Here is a 14,163-nt window from a genome sequence, read left to right as displayed (position 1 = left end):
TGTTGCACCAGGATTGCTTTTAGTTCTTTATGACCTAAGGGGTCTTTATGGAACTTTCCCTATTAACCGTGTTTTTTCTAAGGTGTGATTTCATCGGGTCTCCAATCCAAATCGTCACACTTTCAGAATCAATGCGGTTGTAATTTTTTCTGATTATTTACTATTTTCCTCCTTTTTGTGGGGATAGATACAATTCAGCATACATTACCCGCTGGTTTTTGTGAAGCCAGTAATATTTTTGTTTGTAACAGAAAATATTGTCTAGCTCTAATGGGCGAGAAACATAAACGGTGGAAGAGGTAGTAGCTTCCACCGTTTTGTGCTATTGCTCGTCTATTTCTCTGACTAATTTCCACTTGAAACCTGGTGGTGCAATTGGTACCTCTTTTTGAGGTAGTGTTCTTAAGTAAAGATCGTTCAATTTTATTGCGTCTAGATCCAAGCATTTAGCAATTAGGGCAAAACTGATTCCGTTTCGGTTCTCTTTACCATCTAAAAGTGCGAAAAATTTTTGTACTTGCTCTAGTTCTTTTTGATTCAATGTTATTTCAGTCATAGGTTCACCTTCTCTTCATTTGTTTTAATCAACCCCCATTTATAACCTGGTGGTGGTTTGTTTATCATTTGCTCCACTTCTCTCATGGATAAAACCATTAAGTACAGTTCATTGAGCTTATCTTGATCTAGACCTAAGCAATCAGCAATTACTGAAAAGCTTATTCCGTTGCGATCGTGCTCGCCTGATAACAAAGCCAAGAATTTCTTGATTTGTTCAAATTCGATCTCATCGAGCATATGTCCGTTTACGATTTCGCCAGCTTTGTCTTTCTCTATAGCTCGCTTTATTATTACTGCTGCCCATTGAGCACGACTGTTTCTGTCTTCCCTTTCAGCCCAATCTTCCAGATAACTCGCCAATGCTTTGTCGATAGTTATGGTGATTCTTGTGCGATTAGGATTTTGTTGACCAGGAATTTTGCACCTCCATGTTTTTGAGTATTTGATTTTGTAAGCTACTTTATTCTAGCTTTTTTTGCTGCTTTTTGTCTTCAAATGGCTCCAAATACCATCACCTAAAAATGTTTTTACATTAAGGTGTTGACAAGCAGCATCACCTATTGCTACATTAAAAATGTCAAGAGCAAAGAAACACAAATTGCTGCAAGAAATGTTCCAGCAAAATTACAGTATCTCTGCATTGACAAAGCACCTTGAAAATTTAATGAAAGTAACGACTTTGGTAGTTTGTACGCCGTCGTGTGATTATTAGAGTCGTGAAGATGCTTTTCTTTTTTTTTTTTTTGATTTTGACAAGGTTGATAATTGAGTTTCTCAATCATCAACGACTTTTGAGAGGTTGGAAATGTCGAGATCAAATCAAAAAATAACTGCAAAAAAAGCCACGAAAATTTTGCGTAAAAGGAAGCAGCACGGAATTGGGCCTTTGCCAGCAAGTCTTATTGAACGCGAACGACCTAACTTTCTAGGATGTGAGAAATTTAGTCCTTTAAGTAAGGGTAAAGAGTTTTTGATTATTAATAAGAAAGATAATTCTTCTAAATAGTTTAAGTCCCCGCTACCATGTTTTTGTTAAAAGTAGAGGTGATATGATTCCAGCTAGAGTAACTCCTTTTTGGTTGGAACAAAAGCATATTGAGCAGTCGCAAGCAGAAATTAAGGATTATCAACGTAGGGTAGAGTATTCAAGAAAATATAACAAAGTTGAATTGCTTGCCATAAATGGTCAATCACTTTCTGAAAAATCTAATAGACCATGTTTGTTGCCAATACCAAAGATTAATCCTAAATTTAAGCCAAAACCATTGCCAATCCTTAAAAATAAGGCTAAACCGAAACCAAAACCGAAGCTTAAAGTAGAAAAAGAATGTGAGGTAAAGCCTAAGCTTAAAAGCAGAGTTAGTACTTTGTCTCAACCAGTAAGAATACTTCCACTATCAAGTAAGAATACGTTTGAGCTTAGTTTCTGCCGTGAACTAGCAATTAAAGTAAATGGTCAAACAGAAGTCAATACCCCAGATGGGCGCATTGATGTTTTGACCAGTAGCTGCTTGATAGAAGTTAAGGTTGCGCATAATTGGAAACATGGAATAGGCCAATTATTAGTTTATGGCGCTTATCATCCAGGAAAACAATTAACTTTGGTTTTGATTGGAGAGCATTGTGAAATTTGCAGGTATAGAGCAATAAAGCACTGTGCCAAGTTAAACATTGATGTTTTTACAGAGTACGATTATGGCTGGGAAAAAGTTAACTGCAAGAGAAATTAAAAATATAGTACGAAAAGCAAAGCAGCATGGGATTACACCTTTATCAAATTCAGCTACGATTGTTCGTACTCGTCGTTCGCCATTAGCACCAAAACGTAATGTAATGAAATATTTTCAACAAGCAACGAGCTTTTACAAGTATCACGAAGAGTCAGAAAAAAAGAGTTGATGAAGACAATAAATAAAAAGACTCCACTAATTGACCTAACAATGTCTCAGATAGCTTATGCAAGTTTGGTTTGGAGCCTACAAGAATTCTCCCCAGAGGATTTTGTCAATGCTCTGGTAGAACAAAAGCAAAAAATATTTGAGCGATATAGTGAGATCACAGAAGTTGTAAATCTTCCTCTTCAAGAAATTCTTAGACTCCAGGAAGAACTAAAGCTTCTGTATCCCAGCCAAGTTGTTGATATGCAACTGGCTTTTGGTCACTTGTTTGTCGTTCTTTTTGGGACTGAAAATAATGGCTAAAATTTTTTCTTCTGAAGTAAGTGAGGCTGCTAAAGCACTTCTTGAACAGTTAAACCAGTCTGACGTGTTTGTTAAGGATTGTCGTAAAAAAGTAGAGGAGATAAAAACCAAATATAAAAATGAACAATAACTTAAGTGCGGTAGAAATCAAAAAAATTGTAAGAAAGGCTCGAATGTATCCGGTAGTTGAATTGCCGGAATCGATAATATTTTCAGAACGTTTGATTAAAGGTTTGCGTTTTGTTCAGAGTTTGAGTTGCAATCTACTCGACCAAAAAGCTACGGTATCTGCAATGCGATGCAACGGATACCCAAGAGAAGCGAGAGATTTAAGCTCTATGAGTAACTCTAAATATCAAAGCTTTCTCGAAACGCAATTTTCAAAACAATCAAGGAGGGTTCCGGTTTAGATATGGAAATAAACGAAAAGGAAAGACGTGAATTGTTTGATCTAGCCTTGGAAGCTGAGAAAGGTCTTGAAGGATTAGATGAAGTCTTTGCAGAAATAGACCGTATATTAAGTTCATGGGAATCATCGTTGAACTCAAATAAGAGAGATCCAAAAAATAAAATATCCAGCCCTATCAAATATATTTTGGGTAAAACCGAGGACTGCTGAGCGTTGCGCCTATCGGCGCAACGCAAGGGCTGGATATTTTATTACTTTGAAGTCCCTAAGCAAAATTCGATTTCTTCTCAAGGATGTTCTTCTCGTAGAAACAAAATATGGACTACAAGCATCAAGAGTTAGAACAAAAAACGGCAATTCTTCAGAAATTACGGGCAATCAATCAAGAAATGGAAAGTTTAAGCGAAATGCCTGGTTATCAAGAAGTATTGAATATGACTGACGAAAAGTTAGGCATAGTTCCAGAACTCAAATTAGATTTTAATGATATGAAATTCGGTATTTGGGAAGCGAAAAACATTCTTTTGGAGGAAGTGAATACCCTTAGTAAACTTCTGTAATTTGATATGAACCCTAGCCTTCAACACGATATTCCTCCGAGTGTCGTGTTTTTCTTTATTAAAAAAGGTGTAAACAATGGAAAAAACAACTGACATTTTGTCTATAGGATTGGATAGACTCGATAAAGAACAAGCTCTTAAAGCATTTGCCAACGGTGCTGAGTTGAGTCTTTTCGTCCAAAAAGAAGACGGGAAAATTCGGATGCACGACTATCAACCAACGAATAAAGGCGGTATCAACCAAAATATGCGCATATTTGCAGTTCCGGAAGCTGATGGTATCGTCGAGTATGTCGTCACGGATAAGGTATTAAAGCTGTGAACACGGATGATTTTGATCTAACGAATTTGACGAGAGAGCAAGCATTGGTGCTTGTGAGTAAAGGTGCAAATCTAGAAATAATAACTGAAAAACCAGATAAATCTTTAAAAGTAGAAAATTTCCGACCGAAAAATACAGGTGGTGCTTTCGAAGGTAAATTCATCGTTGGTACGCCGGTCAATGGAGTTGAGAAATTTGTAATTTTTGATCTATCTGAAATGGATGGTGATGAATAATGCCAGATAAATCATATATCCAAAAACAGTTAAACATTGCAGGAGACGAAAAATATCCTCAAAAAATTCGAGAGGATGCTCTGTGTCGGGCAGTATCTAACTCAAATATTCATGGATTTAATTATCCAAACATCCAAGAAATTGGTGCTGCCCATGTAAGTATTCTCCAAGCATTTATCGATGGAAAAATCGATTTAAACGAGATACAAGAAAGGGCTGAGGGAATGATTCTAGGGGGTATTTTGGATGAGTGAAATCTCTTTTGATACAAGCAATCCAGCGTTTCATGAGGGTGCATGGGAAGTTTTTCTCAATAGCGGTTGTCCGCCGACTCTGGCATATCAAGCAGCACAAGTGATTGGACGCGATAATGCTTACCTCAAAAATCTTGGTCGGAGTAAGGTAGATCAGGAAATTATTGATAAAACTCTTCCGTATCTTCAAGTAAAGGAGATTTAAGATGCCTGAATATCAATTCACTTACTACCCTGATGATTACAAAGAATTTGGCTGCAAGACAGCAGGGGATATGTCTAAGGTCGAAGATAGGATAAAGGGTGAATTTAAAGGTTTTAAAGTAAGTCGTGAAGATATCAATTACGGTGATTTCAAGAAAGCCCAATTCTTGGTAGAGCGCCGTTCTCGCGCTTAATTCTCAAAACTGTTTGTGGCTTTGCCATGCATTTTCTATAAAAACTTTTGTGTATTCAGGAGATATTGATGTCTGATAAATTCTATGCAATTGAGCGCTTTGTTGTTCCTCATGACGGAGTAATTCTGAAAATTACCCCCTTGGAAAAACCTGCTCAAATCTGCCCAGCCCTTGTGGCTTGGTGGGTTTGATTAGTTTACAATCAAGGCTTTCTGTATAAATACCCACCAAGCCACAAGCCAAAATCAGTGGTATTAATGAGTAGATTTGAATAGGGCTGGGCAGATTTGAGTAATTTTTATGAAACCCCCGTAGTACAAGAGAAGATGCACAGCTAATAATCGATAATTCAGAAGCTCAGACAACTGCGATTTCAAATTTTGGAGGTAACAATAAAAAACAGTAAATCAATAAAAAATCTGAAATCTTTGAATCCCTTGTTAATCAAAGTCTTACGAGGAATTTTGCTTTTTAGGGAGACGCAAAAAAAAAGGTACCAGCCGTGTTTTGGGATTATTCGTTGTGTAGCGTAGATCTGGGTTATGACGGCTTCTTTTTAAAGCGCAAGTGCCTTAAAACGGATGTTAAATAGGAGGAATTTTAAGTCAAATGACTCGTGTTGATGTTGTATATCTCAAAGACAGAAATGGTCATTATACCAACGGTTTTGCACCAGTTTCTCAAAAATGGGAAGCGATGAAAAGCACCAGTGATGCCGAGTACTGGTTGTACACAGGAGCACAACGTGGTGCTGTCTTTGATTCAGAATTCAAGAGGATGCCTATACCAGAAGAAGATGCTAGTGCGTGGAGACAGCGAGGATTTGTCGTTAGGGATTTTTGATTATGCCCAATAATTTTGAGTTTGCACAAGATTACCCTATTCATCGTCCAATCATAACTAGTCAAGGCGATGTTTTTGGTGATGTTCTTATCTCGATAGAAGATAAGGAAGAGGATATCGCTTACAAGTGCCGATTGGAGCGAGTCGAACGCGGTAATTTTTTTGAAAGTCTAGCAGAAACTCAATTTCAAGAAGGCGCTCGAAATTATCCGCACAATCCTGCTTATGCTGATCGTTGTAATAAGCGTTTCCAACTAATGATGGATGTTTCTAAGTTTTTAAAAGGGGGAAATTAATGCTGCCGTTAGTATTAGCTGGTGCAGCTTTTGTAGGCGCTGCAGTTGTGCGTAGGTTAGACCCAGACTGCCAAATCGAGGACAATCTTGATAAAGCTTTCGATCCAACTTTGTCGCCTCGTGAACGTCAGAAAGCTTATGAAACAGCGATAAAAGTTGATGGTAAACGCTATGAGGGTGAAGACTTCAGGGAACTTGAGCGGGATGAGATAAATTTTGTAGCTCAACGAAAAAGAGGATATGAGCAAGTTTGTACAAAACTTGATACAGCTTTCAAAAATGGTGCGATTTCTCAACATCAATATCAAGCTTTATCAGGTCAATACAAAGCTGCAATTAAAGAAATGGACAACTGGTTAAATAAATAACATGTCATATCCAAAAATAAGCGTGCAAGTCGCTACTGATTTTTTCTCCAAAATTGGTGGCGATTTTAGTTTTGATATTTTGACTCGCAAATATAAGGTAAGGATTGCTGGAAAAGAGGTGAGTGCTCCCACAATCTATGAAGTTTTTATGTCTGGTGCAGAACTGGTGAGTGAGTTAATTAATGATGCTCAAGATTTGCCAGTTCGTCTTATGAATCAAGAGACTTCTGAGGTATCTGATGAAGCAGCTTAACGCGACCCAATGCACCCGTTTCATTCAAAAGCACGTACCAAAAAATAAGCGAAGTATTGTTTTGAGCACATTGGTAGATTATGAGCTTCTGGTTCAAGTAGGTAGTAGGTATAGCGGTTCTGTTCCGGAGAATAAGGCCATTGAAATAATCAAAGAATTAGGAGGTAATTATAGTGCCTAAGTCTTTTAAAGCCTACGGGATTAAATTTGTCAGAGATGAGTTCAGTGATGAAGAAAGGTATCTGTCGAAGGATGGTGGCGTTACCTCTGACCTTGGTAATGCTTGGTTCAACTTGGATCTAGAGCATGCGAATTGGTATGCCAAATACAAATCTAAGAATAATAGTGCTATAGATCCTAATACTTTCTCATTTCAAGTAACTGAGGATGACGAACCAATCTCTGAGTAATTTTAACAAGCTATATGTTTTGTGGTGTGAAGAAAAATCTTGTCTTACCTGAAGAATTTATTTTACTGATGCAGAAATTACCAAAGTCTGAACTGGAAGTTCTGGAAATACTAGAAGTACTAGAAGTACTGAAAAATAAGTTTAGGAGCGGTGAATTAACCAGAAGAGAATGGTATTTGAGGTCAGGTATTGGTAGAAATGGAGCATGGCGTAACTGGAAATTAGTCATCGAACCGAATTTGGTACTAGCACAAAATTACTTGGATTTCGGTAACAAGAAGCAGAAACATAGACTTGATAGTTATCAACGGTTTCTGCTTTATTTTGTGGAAATTTTGTTGATAGTGAACCGAACCTATGATGAAGCGAGAATACTCAGATCTTGCACCTCTAGGTATTAACCCAGGTAAATTCAAAATACGTTCGATAACGCTACCTAATTTTTATGACATTATATCGCTAAATTAAGGGTTATGGCTTTTTACTGAGTAATACAATTACATCAATTTCTGCTGGTGCAAGATCTAAGAATATTTCTTTTAGAAGAAAAAAACTATCAACAAATAACTCGCAGAAAATTCGTTGACTGGATCGAAAGCCGAGACAATGCTTGAAAGTTTATTTTTTTTGTTTCAGCGTAAACGAGGCTGCAACGCTTACTGAGCCCACTTCTATTCGCCGCAGGCGCGCATTGAAATGGGGCAGTCTTTTAAAAAAGCTCTCGTTTTTAAATGTAGAAACTCGTCCGTTACTGGGTCAAAGACCCAGTAACGGGAAGACTGCCCCATTTTTTATAGAGAAAGTTTTGACTTTTGATTAAAATTTTGAGTCGATGATGTAGTAATTGAAATGCAAGTTCAAGCACACACAATAGATACGTTATTAGAAAATAATTCCATCTATATGGATTACAACATCTCGCGAGAAAAGCTATCTAAAATGCTTAATTGCTCGCGAGCATATATTCAAAAGCTTGCAAAAATAGCATTTATTCTTCCCGATTATAAAAAAGAATGTCCACAAATGAGTAATGGAGGACTGGACACAACAAGACCACTAACTCCTTATCAAGTTTGGGCTATAAGTCGGGTAAGAAATCTAATGGCTTATTATTGCAACGCTGAGATGACGAAGCAATGCATTCGTAATAATCGTCCTTTGTTTTCTAAACAAAGATTCGATCAAATAATGACAGTTTTCAATGAAGTAAAACCACAATCAGCCTAAAGGAAATAGACAATGACTAACTTTACTGTAGAAGAATTAGCAGAATTCATCGAAATAGATGTCCAAAATTTATTGGATATTCTGCGTGCAGAGTACGACGATATTAACTGGGCAGTTGATACTCCTGTAAGAGCAGATATTGCAGATAAATTTGTTGAGCAATACGAAAAAATTCGTGATAAAAGACAGACTAAGTTAACAACAGCACCAACTCAAGGGTTTGAGTTAACTCCAGAATACTTAGCTTTACAGCAACATGATGTACAACTTGCTGTACGTCAAACAATATCTGATTTATCAGTAAATGAAATTTTGGTAGAGGGTGTACAAAGTGGCTTTGAGGAAATAGCCGCTTTTCAACAAGGTCGAACTAGTGCGTGGTTAAATTATGCCAAATTGGTTACACAGCAAACTAATCAACAACGAGTAAATAATCAAAAACAACGTCAAGATTGGGCAAATTCTTTGGCGGATGACAACCAGCAACTTTTAGCAGAATTACAAGGACTGCGAGATGATGCTCAAAATGTGGTTGAAAAATCAAAAAAATATTATCAGCGAGTAGTAGGAGGGAGTGGGAATTAAGACTTCTACTTGTGGAACTGGCAGTTACTGCACCAGCTTTGGTGCCAAATCACATAGTAAGAAACATTCATGATTCCACATACTTCGAGTGTGTGGAATTACTAAAGTTTATTAATTCAAGTCCCTTGGGACGTAAGGCAATCAACAAATTATCGTATAAGTTAAGCGGGAGTAAAAGAAAAATGTTGGGGCGAATTTTGAATGCAACTTTTATTACACCTTTCGACAAACTGAATTCTGGTTTGGAGTGGGCAGTGAATGGATTAGCTGAGTTTTTACCTGGTTAAATTCTTGACTTAATTGAGTAAACATTTATGCTACATGAATGTTATGCGTTGCACCTAAAAGACTTTAACCACAGAGTTTGTAGAGCTTATCGTTGCACCAGCGTTAGCAGTTTATATGAATTTTGGTTTAATTTTAGTTAGTGCTAGCGTTGCAGCAACGTTTACGGCTTTTTGTAACGAAAAATACAAAAAGTAAAAATAGACTGGGTTGGTGGGGATTGTACTTGCAATACAGTATTGATTGTTACGTTTGTATACCAATTGGATTTAGCTCTCAAAATAAAAAATGCAGTGTTTTCTAAATAAAAAAAGATGAGGAAAAATCGTGTATGGAAAAAACACGGCATCAAAATCGTGTTTGGTACAGTGTGTGTTGTCGGCTTGTTTGTGAGTCGTGATGATATTGCCAACAATATCGCCATGACTAATCGAGTTAAGGCAGAGGTTAGTGCTAGTAACGATCGCTTGAGTAGATTAGAGCGACAAAGGGCAGATGAGAAAAGAGAAGCCAAAATAGCAGAACAACGCTATGAGAAGTGTCTTCCCGTTGTGGGTAAAGTTCGGCGTCGAGGACGTCATTACTTCGTGGGGTTAAAAAAGGATCAATTAATAACAGATCGGATTAGTGGCGCACCTTTGGTGAGGGGCACGGTTGTATGCGATGCCTTTGGCGTAACTGGTGTCTTGAACGAAGAAGGGCGTGTTAGTGCAGTCGCCTTTACTGGTAATAGGGATTTAGTAGCCAGACGTACAAAAAGATTCCGTAGACAGCAATATTCAATGCCAGTAGTAGGCGATGTTTCCTATAAAAATGGGGGTAGCAATGAGAGCAGGTAATTGGGGAAAATCTTCTTCTTCTGGTCGTAGGAGAGCTAAAGCTCCCTGGTACTTGACTACGCTTTATTGGTGTCTATACGGGGCATTGGGATGGGCAGCTTATCTGAATATCTCACCCTACGAAAAAATGGTGAGGTACTTAACTGGTCAGGTCCAATACTTTGATTTATGGGAGTTTTTATCAAATATTTGGGTAATTGGACCCATATTTGCTGCAATATCGCAGGTATTCACTTTTGGTGTAGGAGCTGTTCTTTGGGCTTGTTTCCAAATTCCTGAAGTTTTGCCCCTGATTCTCTTGGGTCATGGTCTTTTCTTGAAGGCATTCATCCAACAAGCTGACAGCGCCCAAAAGTATCAAGTCAAGGACGGCGATGATTTCGCCCTCAAAATAGCTAAGCGTGCTGCCAACAGACTTCCTACAGAGGTTTTGAGCAATCTGCTTCTGATTATGGCGTTCGCATACTTGTTGGATTTATTTCTTTGTTGCATAATCAACCCTCCAGTTCTTAATGGAACCATTTTTGACCTGGTTACAGTAATCGCAACTGGTCAATATAGCAGGTTAGATTGGGATGCCATTGGGCTAAATCTGATTATATTGTTCGCCGTTGAAACAATCATTTTGGGGATTATTTTTGTTGGCAAGTTAATGTATTTTATGCGTCAGTCCAGCAATTAATTTTTGGCAACCAAGGGACTTCAAATTTATAAAATCTCCAACCGTATAAATATATATTGGGTAAAACCAAAAACTGCTGGCCCTTGTTCACGCAGTGAACAAGGAACGGTTGGAGATTTTATTTATTGGGATTTCCAAAAAGCCGTGATGGTACAGGGTCGAATCCTGTGGTTGCTCTGTAAATTCAAGGAGTTAGTCGTGTGTCACGGTTTGATCCGAGTCGTATGCAGCGATCGCCAGAAGAATGGAGCGAAATTGCATTAAAAGAAGCGATGGAGACGGGCGCTTCTAAAAAGATGGTGGGGGGAATAGTTTTAGGACTTGTTCTATCCGCTTATGCCTCACCCTTAGTAGGAGCCGCAGCAGGTGGATACCTGATTTATGAGGCGATTGCAGGTATTAAACGGAAGCAAAGGGATATTAAAGCTGTTGTGGATTATGGCGCGATCGCACATCTTCTGGATGGGGATAATTTCCGCCAGTATCTGCGCCAGGTAGGGGAGGAGGCAGTACAGGCAGAATTACAATTTGCTGTTGAGGAAGAATATGATTTGAGCTTGGCAGCACAAGATTTTCTAGATGCTCGCCCTCTCTTAATGCCGGGTACTGCACAACCACTTTTGTCTGAATATGAGTCAGATTTATCTCATGCAGAGCAATTGAGTTTATTGAGGAGTGGTGGTACATCAACTCAATCCAGAGGAGGAACTACCATAACTCAACAAGCCCCACAAGAAATTAAGTTTACGAGAAAAATCCCTGATTTAGCAGGAAATATGGCTCATCCTTGCAAAAATTCTTTGATTGTCGGTGTGCCTGGGGCTGGTAAAGATTTCTTTGTCAGTAATGCTTTAGCAAGACTTAAGGCTAAGAATCCAAAAACCAAAGTTTTCTTTATAGATCCCAAAAACGATAGCAAAGAAACTGGGTATTTCCAAAGTGTTGATTTCTTATTTCGCAAAGATTTCGACAACGTCAGCGCCTCAGACGCAACAGACTTCATTGATAGCTGTTTAGCTCATTATGATATTTATTGCAAAGAAAATGAGCTTAACAGTGACATTAAATTATTAGTTATTAATGAATTACCAACAATTTTAAAAACTGCCCAATTAGTTGGTAAAGGCAAGAAAAGACTTAATGCCATAAAAACAAAACTTGCTAACTATGCTTGTAATGGTGGTTCTCGTGGCAAAAGAGTTTGGGGAATGGCGCAAAATGCCCATGTGGAAGGTTGTGGATTAAACGGCGGTGATAAAGCAATCTTTTGTCCAATTGTTATTGTTCGCGATGAATCAATTAGCGAAGCACTACAAATTCTGAGTGCTAAATTAATACCCCGTGAAAAAGTTCCAACTGCTGAACAATTTGAGAGTTTGTGTAAAGAATCCCCAGTGGGAAGAGTCATATATCATGGTACTTTTACCGATTGGTTCCCAATGCCTAAGTTAGAAAATCTTAGTGGTTTTGATAGGGATTCTGGAAAATTTATTGGTAATAATAATCCAACTCAAATACAACCTAAAAATGAATCATCCACTGATTCTAATAGCACCAAACCTCGTCCAGTTGAAAAAGAGGAAGAAGACGTAATACAGCATCTCGAAGACAGCTTTAAGGCTGATAATTCATCCGACGAATCAGTCAATAAGGATGAGTCTGATAATTCTAGAGTTGAAGATAATTCTGATGAAGATAATTTTTTAGCTAAGGACTTAAATAATGACGACTATATAGATGCAGTTCAAAATATAGTTCAAGGAATCATTGAAAATAGTCGAGGGATTATTACCCCAAAAACAGTCAGAAATTCGAGACATTGGGAACAAAAAAAAGTAGAATACCCAGGAATCGAGTATATCAAAAATGAGTTGCTCGCATTTAAAGAAGGGGGTCAATTAGAAGGTGATTTAGAGAATGGTTTCACTTTCATTGGTTATTAAATAAACGATGGCAACAAAGTCAACAGGAATAAAAAAAAGATTAAAATGCCCTGTTTACCCCTTGTTGCCCCTGTTGCCTTAAACTTGTTGACTTTGTTGTTCCTGTTGACTTAAGCAATGAAACCCCTTCTATGTAAGCTTTCGACCCTGTTGACTTCCTTGTTGACCTGTTTGTTGCCCCTTGTTGACGTCAACAAGAGGCAACAAACTTTTTGACGGTGTCAACAGCTTATTTAGTTCTCTACTATTTTTTTATTACTGTTAATTAAGTCTATGGTTTTACTGCATTAATTTTATTAGTTATAAACTTGATTTTCATGAAAATATAAATAATATAAATGAGGGAAAAATTATTTTACTGCTGGAAATAACTGAATTTTCATAGTTGTATTATTAAACAATATATTTGCAAACTTATTCCCAAAGACTCAAAAATATTTAAATCAAATAATGTTTTCAGGAGGAAAATAAATGGAAAGTTCTAATTTTTATGTAATCTCTGACATAAGGTTTGACGACCATGAGATAAACATGAATTACCTAGACTTTAATGGTGAATTCACGCCTGATAGTCTGGAGAGTCAAAAATTTAAAACTAAGGAGGATGCAGAAAAATTCCTAAAATACTTTGATTTAGATTCGGAGTCTGTACAGGTAATATTTGTTCGTTAAAAAGGCTAAAAATAATATGGTTGATAGAAATGATGAAATTCGGAAAATAAATCAACAAATAGCTCCTTATCAAAATGTCCGATTCGCTCAAATAGATGAAGATACTTATGCTGCTTTTTTTGGAGAGAAGATAATTATTGATACTTGCAAGAATTTGGAAGAATTAGTGACTAGAACAATTAAGGTAGACCCCATGTTCCAAGAGAATCCTTGGGAGTAATGGCAGTTAAAAAAAGGAGTAAATATGAAAAATAAAACAAGGAGACATTGTAAAAATGCCGCAATATCCTTCAAAAGAAGAGCTAAAAGAACTTGAGGATTTGGTTGAGCGAAAAAGGAATTATTTATCTGGAAATGCTCAAAGAAAAATAAAATATGTCGCAGAAAATATGCAAGAAGCTTTTAATATAGCTTCTGAAGAAATGTTGGAAAGTCCCAGCATAAATCCACTTCATCATGCAATTATGGAGCGAATAAATTGCTGGGATAGCTTTACTTATTATCTGGAAGTAGATTAATTCCCCCTGCCGCTAACAAAATGCTTGCGTTGCAGCAACGTTTACAGCTGCGTCACAATCAAGTTTTTTTGTATCTAAAAATGACCAAAGATCACCTTGAATTACTTGTCGATGAGTTAAACAATATCGCACAGATAGAACTCCTCGACCCAAACAAAAAATTACACCAAACAATAATTCTGTACACACAATATTCTGCTGCATGTTGGGAGAGTCATAGAAAGCATGAAAGCGAAATTCCTTTCATTCCCAGTCCCTTGCCAGAAAATTTCAAAGGATTTAAAAACGATTAAAGAGAATCTTA

General features: G+C 37.4%; 33 protein-coding genes. 30 read left to right on the top strand and 3 right to left on the bottom strand.

The window, feature by feature from the left end; genetic code table 11:
• Positions 1-322 precede the first annotated feature (322 nt).
• The gene (locus BC008_RS36440; RefSeq protein WP_027841236.1) at positions 323-556 is read right to left on the bottom strand and encodes a hypothetical protein; all 234 of its coding nucleotides are present in this window, start codon (positions 554-556) and stop codon (positions 323-325) included.
• Positions 553-918 (bottom strand): hypothetical protein, encoded by a 366-nt coding sequence (locus BC008_RS36435; protein ID WP_036264721.1) that lies wholly within the window; start codon positions 916-918, stop codon positions 553-555. The genes BC008_RS36440 and BC008_RS36435 overlap by 4 nt, the downstream gene beginning before the upstream one ends.
• 445 nt (positions 919-1,363) lie before the next feature.
• Here BC008_RS36435 and BC008_RS36425 point away from each other — a divergent pair, with 445 nt between their 5' ends.
• The 30 genes from BC008_RS36425 to BC008_RS36290 all read left to right on the top strand — a co-directional run bounded on the left by BC008_RS36425 (position 1,364) and on the right by BC008_RS36290 (position 13,859).
• Positions 1,364-1,564, top strand: a complete 201-nt coding sequence (locus BC008_RS36425) for a hypothetical protein (protein ID WP_027841237.1) — start codon at positions 1,364-1,366, stop codon at positions 1,562-1,564.
• 43 nt (positions 1,565-1,607) lie between these two features.
• The gene (locus BC008_RS50870) at positions 1,608-2,288 is read left to right on the top strand and encodes a hypothetical protein (RefSeq protein ID WP_058184395.1); all 681 of its coding nucleotides are present in this window, start codon (positions 1,608-1,610) and stop codon (positions 2,286-2,288) included.
• Positions 2,254-2,457, top strand: a complete 204-nt coding sequence (locus BC008_RS36415; RefSeq protein ID WP_058184393.1) for a hypothetical protein — start codon at positions 2,254-2,256, stop codon at positions 2,455-2,457. Before BC008_RS50870 ends, BC008_RS36415 begins: the two co-directional genes overlap by 35 nt.
• Positions 2,457-2,759 (top strand): hypothetical protein, encoded by a 303-nt coding sequence (locus BC008_RS36410; RefSeq protein WP_027841238.1) that lies wholly within the window; start codon positions 2,457-2,459, stop codon positions 2,757-2,759. Before BC008_RS36415 ends, BC008_RS36410 begins: the two co-directional genes overlap by 1 nt.
• Positions 2,752-2,889 (top strand): hypothetical protein, encoded by a 138-nt coding sequence (locus tag BC008_RS49985; protein WP_161938205.1) that lies wholly within the window; start codon positions 2,752-2,754, stop codon positions 2,887-2,889. Before BC008_RS36410 ends, BC008_RS49985 begins: the two co-directional genes overlap by 8 nt.
• Positions 2,879-3,169 carry a hypothetical protein gene (locus BC008_RS49980; protein WP_058184391.1) on the top strand — a complete coding sequence of 97 codons (291 nt, stop codon included), beginning with the start codon at positions 2,879-2,881 and terminating at the stop codon, positions 3,167-3,169. Before BC008_RS49985 ends, BC008_RS49980 begins: the two co-directional genes overlap by 11 nt.
• A 2-nt stretch (positions 3,170-3,171) precedes the next feature.
• Positions 3,172-3,378 (top strand): hypothetical protein, encoded by a 207-nt coding sequence (locus BC008_RS36400; RefSeq protein WP_027841239.1) that lies wholly within the window; start codon positions 3,172-3,174, stop codon positions 3,376-3,378.
• A 107-nt stretch (positions 3,379-3,485) separates the two neighbouring features.
• A complete protein-coding gene (locus tag BC008_RS36395) occupies positions 3,486-3,728 on the top strand; it encodes a hypothetical protein (protein ID WP_027841240.1) in 243 nt (80 codons plus the stop codon).
• A 76-nt stretch (positions 3,729-3,804) separates the two neighbouring features.
• Positions 3,805-4,050, top strand: coding sequence for a hypothetical protein (locus BC008_RS36390; protein WP_036264722.1), 246 nt, complete (start codon positions 3,805-3,807; stop codon positions 4,048-4,050).
• Positions 4,047-4,286 (top strand): hypothetical protein, encoded by a 240-nt coding sequence (locus BC008_RS36385; protein ID WP_027841242.1) that lies wholly within the window; start codon positions 4,047-4,049, stop codon positions 4,284-4,286. Before BC008_RS36390 ends, BC008_RS36385 begins: the two co-directional genes overlap by 4 nt.
• Complete coding sequence (locus BC008_RS36380; protein WP_027841243.1) at positions 4,286-4,540, top strand: hypothetical protein; 255 nt, start codon at positions 4,286-4,288, stop codon at positions 4,538-4,540. Before BC008_RS36385 ends, BC008_RS36380 begins: the two co-directional genes overlap by 1 nt.
• Complete coding sequence (locus BC008_RS36375; RefSeq protein WP_027841244.1) at positions 4,533-4,745, top strand: hypothetical protein; 213 nt, start codon at positions 4,533-4,535, stop codon at positions 4,743-4,745. The genes BC008_RS36380 and BC008_RS36375 overlap by 8 nt, the downstream gene beginning before the upstream one ends.
• Before the next feature lies 1 nt (position 4,746).
• Positions 4,747-4,938, top strand: coding sequence for a hypothetical protein (locus tag BC008_RS36370; protein WP_027841245.1), 192 nt, complete (start codon positions 4,747-4,749; stop codon positions 4,936-4,938).
• Between the two features lie 68 nt (positions 4,939-5,006).
• A complete protein-coding gene (locus BC008_RS52325; protein WP_268768272.1) occupies positions 5,007-5,129 on the top strand; it encodes a hypothetical protein in 123 nt (40 codons plus the stop codon).
• A 418-nt stretch (positions 5,130-5,547) separates the two neighbouring features.
• Positions 5,548-5,781 carry a hypothetical protein gene (locus BC008_RS36365; RefSeq protein ID WP_027841246.1) on the top strand — a complete coding sequence of 78 codons (234 nt, stop codon included), beginning with the start codon at positions 5,548-5,550 and terminating at the stop codon, positions 5,779-5,781.
• Positions 5,782-5,783: 2 nt separating this feature from the next.
• Entirely contained in the window at positions 5,784-6,077 is a 294-nt protein-coding gene (locus tag BC008_RS36360; protein WP_027841247.1) for a hypothetical protein, read from the top strand.
• On the top strand, positions 6,077-6,445 hold the full coding sequence (locus tag BC008_RS36355) for a hypothetical protein (protein WP_027841248.1): 369 nt from the start codon (positions 6,077-6,079) through the stop codon (positions 6,443-6,445). Before BC008_RS36360 ends, BC008_RS36355 begins: the two co-directional genes overlap by 1 nt.
• Position 6,446: 1 nt before the next feature.
• A complete protein-coding gene (locus BC008_RS36350) occupies positions 6,447-6,698 on the top strand; it encodes a hypothetical protein (protein ID WP_027841249.1) in 252 nt (83 codons plus the stop codon).
• Positions 6,685-6,879 (top strand): hypothetical protein, encoded by a 195-nt coding sequence (locus tag BC008_RS49975; RefSeq protein WP_027841250.1) that lies wholly within the window; start codon positions 6,685-6,687, stop codon positions 6,877-6,879. The genes BC008_RS36350 and BC008_RS49975 overlap by 14 nt, the downstream gene beginning before the upstream one ends.
• The gene (locus tag BC008_RS36340; protein WP_027841251.1) at positions 6,872-7,108 is read left to right on the top strand and encodes a hypothetical protein; all 237 of its coding nucleotides are present in this window, start codon (positions 6,872-6,874) and stop codon (positions 7,106-7,108) included. The genes BC008_RS49975 and BC008_RS36340 overlap by 8 nt, the downstream gene beginning before the upstream one ends.
• Before the next feature lie 26 nt (positions 7,109-7,134).
• Positions 7,135-7,509, top strand: coding sequence for a hypothetical protein (locus BC008_RS36335; protein ID WP_153009724.1), 375 nt, complete (start codon positions 7,135-7,137; stop codon positions 7,507-7,509).
• Between the two features lie 448 nt (positions 7,510-7,957).
• Positions 7,958-8,335 (top strand): hypothetical protein, encoded by a 378-nt coding sequence (locus BC008_RS36330; RefSeq protein WP_027841253.1) that lies wholly within the window; start codon positions 7,958-7,960, stop codon positions 8,333-8,335.
• A 12-nt stretch (positions 8,336-8,347) separates the two neighbouring features.
• Entirely contained in the window at positions 8,348-8,920 is a 573-nt protein-coding gene (locus tag BC008_RS36325; RefSeq protein ID WP_027841254.1) for a hypothetical protein, read from the top strand.
• Positions 8,921-8,931: 11 nt separating this feature from the next.
• The gene (locus BC008_RS36320; RefSeq protein WP_027841255.1) at positions 8,932-9,207 is read left to right on the top strand and encodes a hypothetical protein; all 276 of its coding nucleotides are present in this window, start codon (positions 8,932-8,934) and stop codon (positions 9,205-9,207) included.
• 312 nt (positions 9,208-9,519) lie between these two features.
• Complete coding sequence (locus tag BC008_RS36315; protein ID WP_027841256.1) at positions 9,520-10,044, top strand: hypothetical protein; 525 nt, start codon at positions 9,520-9,522, stop codon at positions 10,042-10,044.
• Positions 10,031-10,726, top strand: a complete 696-nt coding sequence (locus BC008_RS36310; RefSeq protein ID WP_027841257.1) for a hypothetical protein — start codon at positions 10,031-10,033, stop codon at positions 10,724-10,726. Before BC008_RS36315 ends, BC008_RS36310 begins: the two co-directional genes overlap by 14 nt.
• A gap of 200 nt (positions 10,727-10,926) precedes the next feature.
• A complete protein-coding gene (locus BC008_RS36305; RefSeq protein WP_153009723.1) occupies positions 10,927-12,669 on the top strand; it encodes a hypothetical protein in 1,743 nt (580 codons plus the stop codon).
• 531 nt (positions 12,670-13,200) lie between these two features.
• Positions 13,201-13,341 (top strand): hypothetical protein, encoded by a 141-nt coding sequence (locus BC008_RS49970; RefSeq protein WP_161938204.1) that lies wholly within the window; start codon positions 13,201-13,203, stop codon positions 13,339-13,341.
• A 16-nt stretch (positions 13,342-13,357) separates the two neighbouring features.
• Positions 13,358-13,561, top strand: coding sequence for a hypothetical protein (locus BC008_RS36295; protein WP_153009722.1), 204 nt, complete (start codon positions 13,358-13,360; stop codon positions 13,559-13,561).
• Between the two features lie 55 nt (positions 13,562-13,616).
• The gene (locus BC008_RS36290) at positions 13,617-13,859 is read left to right on the top strand and encodes a hypothetical protein (protein ID WP_027841261.1); all 243 of its coding nucleotides are present in this window, start codon (positions 13,617-13,619) and stop codon (positions 13,857-13,859) included.
• A gap of 12 nt (positions 13,860-13,871) precedes the next feature.
• Here BC008_RS36290 and BC008_RS49965 read toward each other — a convergent pair whose 3' ends face one another.
• A complete protein-coding gene (locus BC008_RS49965; RefSeq protein WP_161938203.1) occupies positions 13,872-14,063 on the bottom strand; it encodes a hypothetical protein in 192 nt (63 codons plus the stop codon).
• Between the last annotated feature and the right edge of the window lie 100 nt (positions 14,064-14,163).

This window comes from Mastigocoleus testarum BC008, from assembly GCF_001456025.1.
GTDB classification, from domain to species: Bacteria; Cyanobacteriota; Cyanobacteriia; order Cyanobacteriales; family Nostocaceae; genus Mastigocoleus; species Mastigocoleus testarum.
This window is presented reverse-complemented; position numbering and strand designations above follow the sequence as displayed.